We start from the raw sequence: 15,155 nt of genomic DNA on the forward strand, positions 1-15,155 counted from the left end.
GCCGCCGCGTTCCCGAGCAAGAGGATCGGCCGCCGTCCGGAATACGTCACCGTGGTTGCCGGTAGCACCATGATTCGCGGCGCTCGAAGTGAGCCTTTCATCACCGATCGAATACGCTCCGCAACTCTTCCAGCACGTTAGCTCATCAGTCATAACTTCGGGCCGGGAGCCACCCTCCCAATAATTCTCCGGCGATTGGTCGGAGCTACCCGCGTTTACGATGCCGCTCGTGTGCGCTCAGTCTGTGTGCGGGCTTTCGGCCGAAAGTCCCGTATCGCGCAACTTGTAACGCAGCGTCGATCGGTTCAGCCCGAGGCGCTCGGCGGCTCGGCCGAGGTGCCCGCCGGTCGCACGCAGAACTCGATCGAACAAGATGCGCTCCACGGCCGCCACAACGCGCGTGTGGAGGTCGTTTTCGCCGCGCGCCACGAGATCGTCGATCAACCGCGACACATCGATTTCGCCGGGCGGCGTTGAGTCCGCGTGGCGCTCGAGCACCCGACCCCGAATGGCGTTCGGCAGGAACTCCGGTAAGAGGAGCGGGCCGGTTGCTCGCAGCATCGTCTCCTTCAGAGCGGCCTGAAGTTCGCGGATGTTCCCCGGCCACCGGTGGGCACGCAGACAAGCCAGCGCCTCCGGGTCGAAGCCCTGGACGTTTAATCCCAGCTCCTGATTGAACAGGAACAGGAAGTGGTGCGCGAGTTCGGCAATGTCTTCGGGCCGGTCCCGCAGTGCGGGGAGCGCGATCGTGACCCCCTGGAGCCGGTAGAACAGGTCCGCGCGGAACAGGCCCGCGGCGATTCGTTTCTCCAAGTCCTGATTCGTGGCCGCGATCACCCGGACATGCGTTCGGATGCTCTCGCGCCCGCCGACCCGCTCGAACGTCTGATCCTGCAACAGCCGTAGCACTTTCGCCTGGGCCGCGAGCGGCATGTCCCCGATTTCGTCGAGGAAGATAGTCCCGTCTTGACACTGCTCGAACTTCCCGATTCGCGCGCGGTCCGCGCCCGTAAAGGCGCCGCGCTCGTGGCCGAAAAGCTCGCTCTCGATCAGTGCCTCAGGAAGCGCAGCGCAGTTGATCGCCAAGAACGGTTTGTCCGCTCGTTTGCTGTGGTGGTAAACGGCACGCGCGACCAGTTCCTTGCCAGTTCCGCTCTCGCCCAGAATCAGCACGTTCACGTCTTGAGGTGCGACGCGCCCGATCTGCTTGCACACCTCCTGAATCACAGGCGCCCGGCCGACGAGTTGCTCGCGCGGCTCCAGCGCGGGAACCACGGGGGACACGTGCATGAGGTGCGCGGCTTCAAACGCGCGCCGCAGTATGTTCGCCACGCGGGTGAAATCGAGGGGTTTAATCAGGTAATCGAACGCCCCCTGTTTCATCGCTTCGATCGCCGTGGTCGTCGTTCCGTGAGCCGTAATGAAGACGACCGGCTGCTTTGGAGAGATCGCGCGGATAGCCTCAAACGCCTGCAAGCCCGTGCCGTCGGGCAGGAGCAGGTCGAGAACCACCACCTCCGGGCGCTCGGACTGAAACGCGCGGACACCCTCGGCCACTGTACCCGCGGTGACTACTCGCGTGGTCTCGTCGCCGAAGAGTCGCGCGATCGAGTAACACACACTCGGTTCATCGTCCACTACGAGAAGCGTTGGCATCGTGACAGTTCAGGGTGAGTGGGTGGATGTTAGCGACACAAGTCCAACATCACCGTGCATTTGTGTCATTCAGCTAGCATTTGCTGACATTTTCGGCCCGGGGGCCTATGTGCGGGGCACTGATGCACGACCAACTGCTGGGATTTCCAGTTCGAGAGCAGTGTTTCGCGCCCCTTATTTGCATCAGAATTCGGGCTAACAACGGCTAACATTTTCGGCTCGCCACTCTTATCAGTTCGATGCCCACAAGAGCGCGAACCGATCGTTTCAGAACGCGCAAATAACGAAGAAGCAAGCAACAATCGAAGCATAAATCGAACCCGCAATTCACACTTGGCTTTTAACCCTTCCGCCCGGAAGCGTGATCGTGAAACAGGCGCCGCCCGCAGCGCGGTTGGCCGCGGTCAGGGTTCCACCGTGGGCCTGAACGATCCGGCGCGAGACACTCAGCCCCAATCCGGTGCCGGTCGGCTTGGTGCTGAAGAACGGCGTGAACAGCCGGTCGGCGACGCGGGCATCGATCCCCGGCCCCGTGTCCGCGACCGTCAGGCGCACCGCGCCGCCCGTTTCCCGTGCGAGCTGCACATCGAGTCCACCTCCGCCGGGCATCGTATCGAGGGCGTTGAAGATCAAATTCACCAGTACGCCCTTGAACTGGTCGGCATCGAGTTCGGCCGCGACCGGACCGACCGGGAGATCGAGCGTCAGGCACACCGTCTGTCGGGTGAGGCGCTCGCGGACGAGGTCGATGACTTGGTGAACGACTCCGGCAATATCCTGCGGCTCCGGCTCGATTTCCAGTGGGCGGGCGAAGTCGAGGAGTGATTGAACCTTCCGTTCGAGCCGACCGACCTCGTCGTGGATCACCTGAAGGTCCGTCTCGGAAAGTCCACGCGGGCACTTACCACTTAGCGCAGCCCCAACCAGCAGTTTGATGCTGGTGAGCGGGTTGCGGACCTCGTGGGCGACGCTGGCGGCGAGCTGCCCCACCGCGGCCAGTTGCTCGGCCCGCAGTGCCTCACACTCCTGGCGCTGGAGTTGGCCGACCACCTCGCGCACGCGCTCCAGAATCGTGCCCACCTGCCGTTCCATGCGCTGGAGATCGCCGCCCTCGGCCGTTAACCGGAGCGACCCGACTTCTTGTTCTAGGTGCGCGTGAACGTCGCGGAGCCGGACGCTCAACCGGGTAATGGACCGGCTCAGCCCCCACGCCATACCGAACCCACCGACCAATCCCCCTACGGCCCCGAGCACGCCGAGCAAAATCATCCAGGTGCGGGCGCGCCGGCCCTGCTGGGCGCTCTGATCGACCGTTTCCTGCATCGCCTTGCGATTCAGATTGAGCAACTGTTCGCAGGGCACCACGATGTAGCGAATCGGGTGCGCATCGGACCAAACCAAGGAATCCTCCTTGGTCGGACCGACCGGCGAACGGGTCGTGGCTTCGAGCTCTTGCCGGTACCGCGTGTAACCGGTTTCGATCTCGCCCAGCACCTCGCGCTCCTCGTCCGAACCCGCGCGGTCCCGAATCTCTCCGAGGATGCGCTCGAACGCGGCCTGGTCCCGGGCGACCTTGGCCCAGCGCGCCGGCGACATGTCCATGACGTACAAGAAGCTGTGGAACCGGATGTGACGCAGCTCGGTCTCCAGGTCTTGTGCCGCTTCCAGGCTCCGAACGTGTTCGGAGACGATCTTGTCTTGATCGGCCTTGAGGTAGTTAATCGAGCGGATGCCCAGCAAACTCGTGCCGAGCATCGCCAGCGCGACGAGCAGCGCGGGTGCGGTCACCTGGAAGAGAACCTGTCGGTTCAGTGTCACGGTCGCAGACCTCCGGCCGAATGCCGTAGTGCGTATTGGTGTCCCAACTTCGGTTCCCTTGTAACGAGCCGCGCCCGCAAGGAAGCGGGAGGCGCCTCCCGCTTCCTTGCGGGCGCGGCTCGTTCAATCCGCTACGGCGATCCCGAAACGAAACTAAATACTTCCTGCTAAATGCGCAAGTAATATTGGGCAGGAGAGGGAGTTCGCGCCGCCTCCATGCTTTGCTGCGGACGCGGATCAGTGATTGCGCCCCAACCATTTGGGATCGTCCAGGTCGTTTTCATAATCCTGCTGGCTACCAAAACCCAGATCACTGGTACGTTTGAAGTATTGTGGGAGTTTGTCCTCGTTCTCGAACGTGTCGATTTCCCATACGGCTTCGATTAAGAAGGCCAGCCAGCAATGCGGCAGGGGCCATCGTCGGAAGTACTCAACCTTCTGCTCTTCGGTGAACCGCTGGAGTGGCCACCACGTCCACCACAATTCCTTGTGCGACTCGCCATCACCCATCCGCCATCTCATGCTGAAGGGGTGCTCGTTGTACACGGCCCAAGGTGGCGGCACTATGCCGTGTTCGGCAACGAGACTGTCGATCTCCTCCTGCATCCACTGTTCCATCGACCATCCCTCTTGGGTGCTCTGCTTCGGCCCAAAGAGTAGCTGGTCGCCAGAGTACCACTTCTCCATATTGGCGAGAGCTATTTAGTGCCCCGGCTTCGGTTCCGACTTCACCATAGCGTCCACGGGGACGCTCTCCAAGGCAACCGGATCGCCCGGTGCGGCCCGGTGCGTGGACCCGAACCACTGGAGCACCGAGTAAAAGACCGGGGTGAGGAAGATCCCGAAGAGCGTCACCCCGAGCATCCCCGCGAACACCGCGATCCCCAGCGAGCGCCGCATCTCGGCCCCGGCGCCCTGCGCATAAACTAATGGCAGCACGCCGAAAATGAACGCGAAGCTGGTCATCACGATCGGTCGCAGGCGCTGCTTGCACGCTTCCAGTGTGGCGGCGCGGCGGGCCTCCCCCGCGTCCTGGCGCTGCCGGGCGAACTCGACAATCAGAATCGCGTTCTTGCACGCAAGCCCGACCAGCACCACGAACCCGATCTGCGTGAACACGGTCACTTCGATCCCGGCCACTTGAACCCCGATGATCGAGCACAGCAGACACATCGGGACGACCAGAATCACCGCGAGCGGCAACTTCCAACTCTCGTACTGTGCCGCCAGCACCAGAAACACGAAGACGACGGCCAGCGCGAAGAACCACATCGCCGAGTTCCCGGCCTGGCTCTGGAGGTACGCCAGTTCGGTCCATTCGGTCTTCATTCCCCGGCCCAGTTCCTCCGTCGCGATCCCGTGTATCGTCTCCATCGCTTGGCTGGACCCGGTCCCGTCCGCCGGGTTACCGGTCACCGCCGCGGCCGAGTACATGTTGTACCGCACCACCACGACCGGCCCGCTCGCGTCGCGGACGGTCATGACGGTCCCGAGCCGGACCATCTGGTTCTGGGCGTTGCGCACCTGGTACTGCAGGATGTCCGAGGCGTCGCCGCGGAAGTTCGGATCGGCCTGCACGTTCACCTGCCAGGTCCGCCCGAACTCGTTGAAGTTGTTGACGTAGTACGAACCCAGATACACCTGAAGCGTGTTGAAAATGTCGCTCACCTGAACGCCGAGCGAGCGGCACTTGTCGCGATCAATTTCCAGGTACAGCCAGGGCGTGTCCGCGCCCGCGCTCGTGAACATGCCCTGCAATCCCGGGGTCTCGTTGCCCCGCTGGACCACGGTCCCGGCCACTCGGTCGAGTTGAGTCAGGTCCGTGCTCCCGCGCACCTGGACCATCAGCGTGAACCCGCCCGTCGTCCCCAATCCGTCGACCGGCGGCGCGCCGAACGCCGCGACGATCGCGTCGCCGACCTCGCGCTTGCACTTCTGCTGAATCGCGGCGGCGATCGCGTCCGCGGTCCGGTCCGTGCCCTTGCGCTGATCGAACCCGTCGAGCATCACGTACATCGACCCGAGGTTCGGGGCGTTCGCGTTCAGGATCACCGATCGGCCCGAGATCCCGAGCGTGTGCTTCACCCCGGGCGTTTCGCGCGCGATTTCCTCGATCTCCGCCATCACCGCTTCGGTCCGCTCGACGGACGCGGAATCCGGGAGCTGTACGTTGAGGATCAGGTAGCCCTTGTCCTGCTGCGGGATGAACCCGGTGGGTGTGCTAACGAACTCGGTGTACGTGAGTACCAACAGGCCGCCGTAAGCGAGCAGGATGATGACGCTGACGCGCAACACTCGGCTCACCACCGCGCCGTAAACATCGGTCACGCGGTCGAACACTCGGTTGAACCAGCGAAAGAACGCGCCGAGGACGGCATTCACCGGGCGGATGAGCACCCACCCTAGTATGGCGCCGACGAGTATTCCGGGGGGAGCGAACCACGCGACTTTCAGCCCCAGTGCCGTCCACGACTCGCCACCCGGTTCCGGTCCCTGAGCGGGAGGGAGCCCGATGAACTGGCCGAACAGGTCCGGCCCCAGTTCGTATGTCAGAACCCCACCGAGGACCGCGAAGATCCACCACGGCAGTGCCTCGCGGTGGTGCCCGTGACCGAATTTCTTCGCATCCGCTTTGAAAATCAGAACGGCACGCGACGGAGTCATGGTCAGCGCGTTCACCGCCGAGATGAGCGTGGACACTGCAATTGTGACCGCGAATTGCCGAAAGAACGAACCGGTGATCCCGCCCAGGAAACAGCACGGGATGAACACCGCACTGAGCACCAGCGTGATCGCCAGCACCGGTCCCGTTATTTCCTCCATTGCCTTGATCGTTGCCGTGCGAGCGTCGAGCCCCGTTGCCATCTGCCGTTCGATGTTCTCCAGAACCACAATCGCGTCATCAACCACGATCCCGATGGCTAACACCAAGCCGAACAGCGTCAGGCTGTTCAGCGTGAACCCCATTTGCGACATGATCGCGAACGTACCGATCAGCGAGACCGGCACATCGATCATGGGCAGGATCATCGCCCGCCAGTCCTGCAGGAACAGCAGTACCACGATCGCGACCAGGATGATCGCGTCGCGCAGCGTGTGGAACACCTCGCTCACGGATTCCCGCACGAACGGTGTGGTGTCGTACACGATCTGGTAGTCGAGCCCGTCCGGGAACCGGGCCTTCAGCTCCCGCATCTTGTCGTACACCGAGTCGGCCGTTCCCAGTGCGTTCGACCCCGGCAGTTGGTAAACGCACAGGGCGACCGAGGGCCGGCCGTTGAGGGTGCAGGACTGGTCGTACTGCTGGGCGCCGCGCTCCACGCGAGCCACGTCCCGGAGCCGAACGATGGCAGTCGCTGGCCCCGCGGACATGGCGCCTTGCCCGGTCGTGCCCGTTGTCGCGGCGGGCACGGGGGCAGTGGTCGTTGTCCCGGTGCTGCTCATTGTTGCGGCCGCACTGTCCTGGCCGCCCTTCACGATGATGTTGGCGAACTGGTCCGGGTCGATCAACCGACCGAGGGTGTTCACGGTGAGTTGGAACTGCTGCCCCTTCGGAACCGGGCGCTGGCCGATCTGCCCGGCCGCGACCTGCACGTTTTGCTGCGCGACGGCCGTGACCACGTCCATTCCGCTCAGGTTGAGCGCCGCGAGCTTGTCCGGGTCGACCCACACGCGGAGGCTGTAGTCGCGCTGGCCGAGGTACGTGACCCCGGCGACGCCGGGCAGTCGACCCAGTTCGTCCTTCACGTCGATCGTCGCGTAGTTACTCAGGAACAGGTCGTCGTACCTGCCATCCGTGGAGACGAGGTTCACGATCATCAGCGTGCTCGGCGACTGTTTCTTCACGCTGATGCCCTCGTTCTGCACGAGAGCCGGGATGACGGGCAGTGCCAGACTCACGCGGTTCTGCACGAGCACCTGGGCCATGTCTGAATCGGTGCCCGGCTTGAACGTGACGGTGAGGGTATACGCGCCGTCGTTGGTGCAGCGCGAGGACATGTACATCATGCCCTCGACGCCGCTCACCTGCTCCTCAATCGGTGCGGCCACGGTGTCGCGGACCGTTCCCGCGTTCGCGCCGGGGTAGATGGCCGATACCTGTACGGTGGCCGGGGTCACGTCCGGGTACAGCGCGACCGGGAGCGTAAAGACCGCCACGCCCCCCGCCAGCATGATGACCAGTGAAATGACGGTCGCGAAGATCGGGCGGTCCACGAAGAAGCGTGCGATCACGAGGTCGGTCCTCCGTTCGTGGGGCTCGGGCCGGGTCCGCGGAACGGGATGATTCCCGATAGCACTCGGCGCCGGGCGTGGACCCCGCGTGCGCCGCGGATCAGGAGCACGCCCGCACACGCGCCGACGATCGGCGCCCACGGCATGACTCCCACTCCCAACCGCGCCAGCAGGAAACCGAGGACCGCGCCGAGTGACGCGCCCGCGCCGTGTGAGAGCACCCAGCGCAACCGCGGGGACTGGAACAGCCGGGCCTCGCTCATGCCCTGAACGACGTAAAAGAACACGGGGGTCAGGAAGATTCCAAAAATCGTGACGCCGAGCATCCCGCTGAACACCGCGACCCCCAGCGAGCGGCGCATTTCGGCGCCGGCCCCGGACGCGACCATCAACGGCAGCACGCCGAAGATGAACGCGAAGCTGGTCATGATGATGGGCCGCAGGCGCAACCGGCTCGCCTCTTTGGTCGCGTCAAAGCACGTCATGCCCTGTTGGTGGAGGTGCTTGGCGAACTCGACGATGAGAATGGCGTTCTTGCACGCCAGCCCGACCAGCACCACCAACCCGATCTGCACGAAGATGTTCACGTCGCGGTTGGTGAACAGCACCCCGGCCACGGAACACAGCAGGCACAGGGGAACGACGAGAATCACGGCGAGCGGCAGTGTCCAGCTCTCGTAGAGGGCCGCGAGCGCGAGAAACACACTCACGACCGAAAGCAGGAAGACGTAGATCGCGGTGTTCCCAGCCCGAATCTGCATGAACATCAATTCGGTCCACTCCACCCGCATCGAAAGCGGGAGTGTGACATCGGCTTCCTGATTGATCGCCTGGATCGCATCCCCGTCGCTCACGCCGGGCGCGACGTTCCCGTTAATCGGAGCAGCGGTGTACAGGTTGTAGCGCGTGACCGAGATCGGCCCGGCGAGATCCCGAACCCGAACCAGCGTGCTCAGCGGGATCATCTGCCCGGATTTGCTGCGGACCTGGAACAAGTGGATCTGCTCGGGCCGGGCACGGAAGTCACCGTCCGCTTGCGCGGTTACCTGCCAGTGCCGGCCGAAGTCGTTGTAACTGTTCACATAGAGCGACCCGAGATACATGCTGATGGTCTGGTTCAAGTCCTGGAGCGAAACGCCGAGCGCTGCGGCTTTGGGCCGGTCCACTTCCAGTTGCAGTTGCGGGATGCGCGACCGGAACTGCGTTCGCGCATCGGTCAGGTGCGGCATCTTCTTGAAGCGCTCGACGAGGTCATCCATGCGTAACTCGAGCGACCGCACTCCCAACCCGCCGCGATCTTCGACCATGAACTTGAACCCACCGGCCGACCCGAGCCCGGGCACAGGCGCTGCGCCAAACACGGTCACCTGTGCGTCCGGCACTTTCTCGGCCCACCGCTTGCGGAGCCTCGCCATGATCGCGTTCGCGCTCTTGTCCGGTGTCTGCCGGTCCGCGAACTGTTCGAGGACGATGAACATGGAGGCGAAGTTGGGGCTGTTCGCCTGGAGCAAAAACGACATCCCCGAGTTGGTGACCGTGTGCGCGACTCCGGGTACGTCGCGGGCGATGCGCTCGATTTCGAGTGCGGCTTCGTGGGTGCGTTCCAGTGACGCGGCATCGGGCAACTGAATGTTGACGATTAGCCGGCCCTGGTCCTGTTGTGGGATGAAGCCCTTGGGCGCTTGCTCGAACGTCCAGCCGGTGAGAACGAGCAGCCCGCCGTAAACGAGCAGGACCAGCAGCGAGAGCCGCATGAGTCGGCCGGTCATCCAGGCGTAGACCGAAGTACCGACGCCGGAGGTCCGGTTGAACAACCAAAAAAACCACCCGAACGAGAAGTGGAGCAACCGGCCGAGCGGGTCCGGGCGCTCGTGCCGCGGACGCAACAGGATCGCGGCCATCGCGGGGCTGAACGTGAGCGAGTTAATGGTCGAGATGATCGTGGAGACCGCGATCGTGATGGCGAATTGCCGGAAGAACTGTCCCGTGATCCCGCGGATGAACGCACACGGCACGAACACGGCACACAGCACGAGGGCGACGGCGATGATCGGCCCCGTCACCTCCTCCATCGCCTTGTACGTGGCGTCGCGCGACGACAGCCCGCGGTCCATCCAGCGCTCGACGTTCTCGACCACCACGATCGCGTCATCGACCACGATCCCGATCGCGAGCACCAGCCCGAACAGGGAGATGTTGTTCAGGCTGAAGCCCATCGCGGCCATGACCGCGAACGTGCCCAGCACCGCGACCGGGACCGCGAGCAGCGGAATCAGCGCGGCCCGCCAGCTCTGGAGGAACACCAGCACCACGAGCGCCACCAGACCGATCGCTTCCAGCAGCGTGTGGATGACGTCGCGGACCGAGTCGCGGATGTACGGTGTGGTGTCGTAAGCGATTTCGTAGTCGACGCCGTCCGGGAACCCGGCCTTCAGTTCCTTCATCTTCTCGCGCACGCGGTCGCCCACATCGAGCGCGTTGGTCCCCGGAAGTTGGTAGAGTCCCAGACCAACGGATGGTCGGCCGTCGAATGAGCAGATCGTGTTGTAGTTCTGGGCGCCGAGTTCGATTCGCGCGACATCTTGAAGTCGCACGAGCCCGGTTGCGGGTGATGGTCCGCCCGACTCCAGCGCGCCCCCACCGAGGGCGCCGCTCCCCACGGTTCCGCCGGCCGTTGGCCCCGTGGTCGATGAGAGCGCCGCCGATGCCCCCGACCCGGTCGGGGCGGGAGCTGACATCGTGGTCGGGTTACCTCCGCTGGCCGGGTCCGTGCTTGTATCTGCAGACGTGTCACTCGGGGCGGCGCCCGTGGACGGCGCAGAGGTGATAATGTCGTCGACGGTTGGCGGTGCGGTCGGGTCGCTGGCCGAAGAGTCGTTGGGTAGCCGCGTGGCTTTAGTCTTCGGCTTCGTTGCTGTTCGGGCCGGTTCGATGAGTCTGCCATCGGCAGAAAGAATTTGCGGCGATCCGCTCGCTTTGACGATGATGCTGCCGAACTGCTCCGGACCGGCGAGCCGCCCGAGCGTGTCGAGCGGCAACTGGAACGCCTGGCCCGTGGGCGCCGGCGGTTGACCGATGCGCCCGGCCGGGGCGTCCACGTTCTGAGTGCGGATCGCGTTGGCCACGTCGATCGGCGTCATGTTCCGAGCGGCCAATCGCTGCGGGTCGAGCCACACGCGCATGCTGTAGTCGCGCTGGCCCTGGACGTTGATGTCCGAGATCCCGTCCACTCGGAGCAGTTCGTCCTTGACGTGGATGGTGGCGAAGTTGCTCAGGTACTTGTCGTCGTAGCGCCCATCGGGGGAGACGAAGTTCACGATCATCAGCATGTCCGGCGTGCGTTTCCGGATCGTGATCCCCTGGTTCTGCACCGCGCTGGGCAACTGCGGCATCGCCAGCGCGACGCGGTTCTGAACCATCACCAGCGCGGAGTTGATGTCGGTCCCGACGTCGAACGTCACGGTGAGACTGTAGGAGCCGTCGTTGCCGGACTGCGAAGACATGTAGAGCATGCCCTCGACGCCGTTCACCTGCTGCTCGATCGGCGCGCCCACGGAGTCCGCGACCTCTTGCGCGCTGGCACCGGGGTAACTGATCGAGATGGACACGCCGGGCGGGGTGACGCGCGGGTACTGAGCCACCGGCAGGTACAGCAGCGAGATCGCCCCCGTGAGGGTGATGGCGATCGACAGCACGGTGGCGAAGATCGGCCGATCGATGAAGTAGCGTGAGATCACGGCCGTGCCCTCACTGCTTTTTGGGACGGCGCGGGGTCGAATCGCCACCGGAGAGCGTCGTGGGCATCGCGATCTGTTCGGGTTTGATCTCCGCCCGCGGGCGCAACTGCGGCAGCCCGCCGACAACGACCCACTCGGTCGATTTCACTCCGGATTCCGGCTCCTTGTCGGTCCCGGGCTTGTACGGCTCGACCACCCGCAGCCCGTCCTCCTGGAGCGCCCCAGTTTTCACCCGGCGGTACTGCACCTTGTTTTCGCCGTCGACCACGTACACGAACTTCAGCCCCTGGTCGGACCCGAGCGCTCGATCGATGACCAGTGCGGACCGGTACGCCCCGCCGAGATCAATTCGCACGCGGACGAACATCCCGGGGAGCAGTTTCCACATTCCCCCTTTGGCCCGCTCGTTGTCGAAGACCGCCCGGATCGCGATCGTTCCCGTGGACGGGTTCACCTGGTTGTTGATGAAGTCGAGTTTGCCGCGGTGGGGGAAGCCGGTCTCGCCCTCGATCGCCATGCGGACGGCGACGGTCGGAAGTAAGCTCGTTGATCCCCCCACGAGCCGCTGAAAGGTCCGCTCCTCGACATCGAAGTAGCCGTACATCTTCTCCATCGAGACGATCGTGGTGAGCAGCGTCTGGTTCTCGCTCACCAGGTTGCCAGGGGTGTAGTAGTACCGGCTCACGCGCCCACTGATCGGGGCGCGGATCTCGGTGTAAGCGAGGTTCAGTTTGGCGCTCTTGAGTGCGGCCTCGGCGGTCCGAATGCGGGCGTCGGCCGAGTCCACGTTCGCTTTGTCCAGGTTGATCTGGGAGATGCTCCCGGCGCCCGCGTCGTAGGCCTGCTTATCCTGGTCGTAGTTCAAACCCGCAAGGACGCGCTGGGCCTTGTAAAGCTGGAGCTGCCCCTCCGCCTGATCGACCATCGCCCGGTACGGCTCGGGGTCGATCTGGAACAGCAGGTCGCCCGGGAACAGCGTGAGCCACCCGAGGCGCTTGGGGCCGCGCACCTCGGTCCCTTCCCCGAACGGCACCGCCTGAAGTTCGCCCGTCACCCGCGCCCGAACGCTCACGGACTCGACCGCGTCCGTCCGCCCGGTGTACTCGGCGAAGTCCGTGACCTCGCGCTCGATTGGGTGGCTAACCGGGATGGTCGGCGTCACCGCGGGCGGGGCTTGGGGCGGCTTCCGCTGGCACCCCACGAGCACGCCGGCGAGCATGCCGAGAACGAGCAATCCGAGAAAGCGAGCGCGGGGCGGGCGATTGGGAGGGCTCGTGGGCATTGCGGTGTCCTTCGGCGGGAGCAATCAACGACACGAGTGGCAGTCGGGTGACGTTAACCAGCTCAAGGCAACCACCGTGCCCGAATCGCAAGGACCGCACAATGAGACACAAGTAACTATGGCGAAATGAATTAGGATTGCAGTTAGAAAATGAGCGGTTCGGATTGGCGCGCCGATTTCGCGCTGGCGATCGGCGTATTTTCGTCTCGTGGGGTAAAAAACGCCAACCGCTTTGAGTGGCTTCTTACGGTATGCGGTGAACCGCGCAATTCGCCAGCGTGAATCAACTCTTCCCCAACACGAGGTCCACAACCCAACACCCGCGCACGTGGTTCAGACTCGCATCGCGGCAGTGACTCAGCACATCGGCGATGTCACAGCCCGCGTCTTGGAGCGCGTCAGCCAGGATGGGCATCGCACTGAAATCACGCGACTCGTACATCTGCGCCACGATTGCGACCGCGGTGGAGGTGAGCCACGAGGGGGAGAAGAGCACGGGGCGGAACGGATTGCCTACGATATCGCGCAGGTATGCCAACACGGTTTGTGGCCCGCCAGGGCGTCGTCGCTCCCGCAGGTCCATCGAGTACGTGCACATTAGAACCCAAAAGGCTCCCATCTGTACTACCCGAACGGCCAATCTCGCGCTATACCATTCTCGAACGCGCACGAATCTCGAAGTTCGCCGCGAGCCGGCCATAACGGTTCCCGCCGATCAGCGATGTACGATCCGTCTCCACCGTTGACAGGGAACATTTATGGATGGCGAAACTAACTTGCCGACGGCACGCGCCACCCGTGTTTATGGGCCGGCCGGGCGCCTCGCGTGTGTGGCTTGCGCGGTGCTGGCGGCGGCCGCTTTCTTACCACACCAGTGCCTTTGGACCGATGAAGCCGCCCAGTTGGGCGGGCTTTCGCTCGGCCCGGTCGACGTTGTCGGCTGGCTTACCGGCCAAGCCCGGCCGGATTTAAACGTAATGCGTGACCGCATGCCGCCCGGTAGCTATTGGGCGGGCTGGGCGTGGTCCCGAATGTTCGGCCTGACCGAGCCGGCGATGCGGTGGTTCGGCGTGGCGTGTGTAGCGGCGGCCACATCTGTCGTCTTCAGCACTGCCCGCCGCGCTTATGGGACCGGGCCGGCAGTTGCCGCGGGCCTGGTGTTCGCCTCGTCGCCAAACGTGGTCGTACAGGCGGTCGAGATCCGCGCGTACCCGTTGCTCATCCTCTTCTCGGCCACGGTCTATTACGCGCTTGTCCGCCTGCTCACCTCCCCGCCCGCCTTTCGGCGGCGGTGGCTAGGGGCGCTGACGGGATTCGGACTGGCGGCCGCGTACACCCACTTCTTCGGGCTGGTGGTGAGCGGGGGGGCCTTCGTATCGGCCCTCTTCGTGTTCCGGCGCCGCGGCGACCGCATCGGGCCGGTTCTAATCGCGGCCGCCATCTTCGCGATAGCGGCCGCGGGCCTCGGTCCGTTCGTGGTCGCATCGACGGGCATCTCTTCCGGGGCGGCGGGCGACCCGGCCGCCACCAAACTGGTCGGATTGGTCCGCCTCGGGTACCGGCTGTTCAGCCATTCGGCGATCGCGGTTTCCTGGGTCGCGGTCGGCTTCAGTCTGGCCGGTGCGATCGTTGCCCTGGCGTGTGCGGCCGGGACCGCGGCCGACCCACGAACACGGGACGTGACCGTCGGGCTGGCGGTCACGGTGGCGTCGGGCCTGGCCGTGGTGGTGGCCGCGTCAGTGGTCCAGTCCTGGTTCAACGCGGCCGCCGCTCATTACAACACTTGGGCGCTTCCCGGCCTGGCCGTGTTGTCGGGGGCGGGCGTCGGCGCCCGCAACCGGTTGCTGCGGGCGGCGGCCCTGATCGGAGTTGCCGCTGTCTTGGCCGCCAACCTGTATGGGTCGGCCCAACTTGCCTGCCACGGTGAACAGTTCGCCCACGGCCCGCACCGGCCTATCGCCAATTTGATCCGCACTCTCGGTTCGGAAGCGGTAACCGTTATCTACGACGACCCGCTGCCAGGCGCTGCGGACGTGTCGGGGGCGGTCTATTGGCCCCTCCTGCATGAGTTCGGACCAGGGCTGAAGCAGTACAGCCACCTAGCGGCCGGGTCAGAACGGGTTCGGGAGTTCGACCGCCCCGCGGTCGGCGGTGGGACCGACCCGAAGTCGCTGGGGACGGGTTACATCCTGGTCATCCGCGCCGCCAACGCCTCGGCGTCGGACGTAAGGGACCACGTCAGACGCGGCGTTCAGCCGTTCGGACCCGGACCGCTGGCCGAGGCCATCGCCCAGTCCGATCGGTGGCGGCCGACCGAAACACTGCTGATCGGCGGCTTCGTGTCGGCCGAGGTTCGCGTGTACCGCATGGCGGCCTCCTCTGGCCGGTGACGCCCGCATGACGGAGCGGAGTGTCGACATCAAAACCAA

General features: G+C 64.5%; 8 protein-coding genes. 1 reads left to right on the plus strand and 7 read right to left on the minus strand.

The genetic code is table 11. The features are described 5' to 3' along the window. Nucleotides 1–237: 237 nt before the first annotated feature. The 7 genes from J8F10_RS20640 to J8F10_RS20670 form a co-directional block, all read right to left on the minus strand. The gene (locus J8F10_RS20640; RefSeq protein ID WP_210656944.1) at nucleotides 238–1,656 is read right to left on the minus strand and encodes a sigma-54-dependent transcriptional regulator; all 1,419 of its coding nucleotides are present in this window, start codon (nucleotides 1,654–1,656) and stop codon (nucleotides 238–240) included. A gap of 327 nt (nucleotides 1,657–1,983) precedes the next feature. Beyond that, nucleotides 1,984–3,474, minus strand: a complete 1,491-nt coding sequence (locus tag J8F10_RS20645; protein ID WP_210656945.1) for a sensor histidine kinase — start codon at nucleotides 3,472–3,474, stop codon at nucleotides 1,984–1,986. A 237-nt stretch (nucleotides 3,475–3,711) separates the two neighbouring features. Further along, nucleotides 3,712–4,092, minus strand: coding sequence for a hypothetical protein (locus J8F10_RS20650; protein ID WP_210656947.1), 381 nt, complete (start codon nucleotides 4,090–4,092; stop codon nucleotides 3,712–3,714). Nucleotides 4,093–4,176: 84 nt separating this feature from the next. Then, the gene (locus J8F10_RS20655; protein ID WP_210656950.1) at nucleotides 4,177–7,707 is read right to left on the minus strand and encodes an efflux RND transporter permease subunit; all 3,531 of its coding nucleotides are present in this window, start codon (nucleotides 7,705–7,707) and stop codon (nucleotides 4,177–4,179) included. Beyond that, on the minus strand, nucleotides 7,704–11,444 hold the full coding sequence (locus J8F10_RS20660) for an efflux RND transporter permease subunit (RefSeq protein WP_210656952.1): 3,741 nt from the start codon (nucleotides 11,442–11,444) through the stop codon (nucleotides 7,704–7,706). Before J8F10_RS20660 ends, J8F10_RS20655 begins: the two co-directional genes overlap by 4 nt. A gap of 10 nt (nucleotides 11,445–11,454) precedes the next feature. Beyond that, entirely contained in the window at nucleotides 11,455–12,726 is a 1,272-nt protein-coding gene (locus J8F10_RS20665) for an efflux RND transporter periplasmic adaptor subunit (protein ID WP_246523466.1), read from the minus strand. A 283-nt stretch (nucleotides 12,727–13,009) separates the two neighbouring features. Further along, nucleotides 13,010–13,267 carry a hypothetical protein gene (locus J8F10_RS20670; RefSeq protein ID WP_315854135.1) on the minus strand — a complete coding sequence of 86 codons (258 nt, stop codon included), beginning with the start codon at nucleotides 13,265–13,267 and terminating at the stop codon, nucleotides 13,010–13,012. 436 nt (nucleotides 13,268–13,703) lie between these two features. On the opposite strand from J8F10_RS20670, the gene J8F10_RS20675 reads away from it, so the two are divergent. Further along, nucleotides 13,704–15,116: a glycosyltransferase family 39 protein gene (locus J8F10_RS20675; RefSeq protein ID WP_210656954.1), complete on the plus strand. Its 1,413-nt coding sequence runs from the start codon at nucleotides 13,704–13,706 to the stop codon at nucleotides 15,114–15,116. Nucleotides 15,117–15,155 lie beyond the last annotated feature (39 nt).

The sequence above is a fragment of the Gemmata palustris genome, from assembly GCF_017939745.1.
Lineage (GTDB): Bacteria > Planctomycetota > Planctomycetia > Gemmatales > Gemmataceae > Gemmata > Gemmata palustris.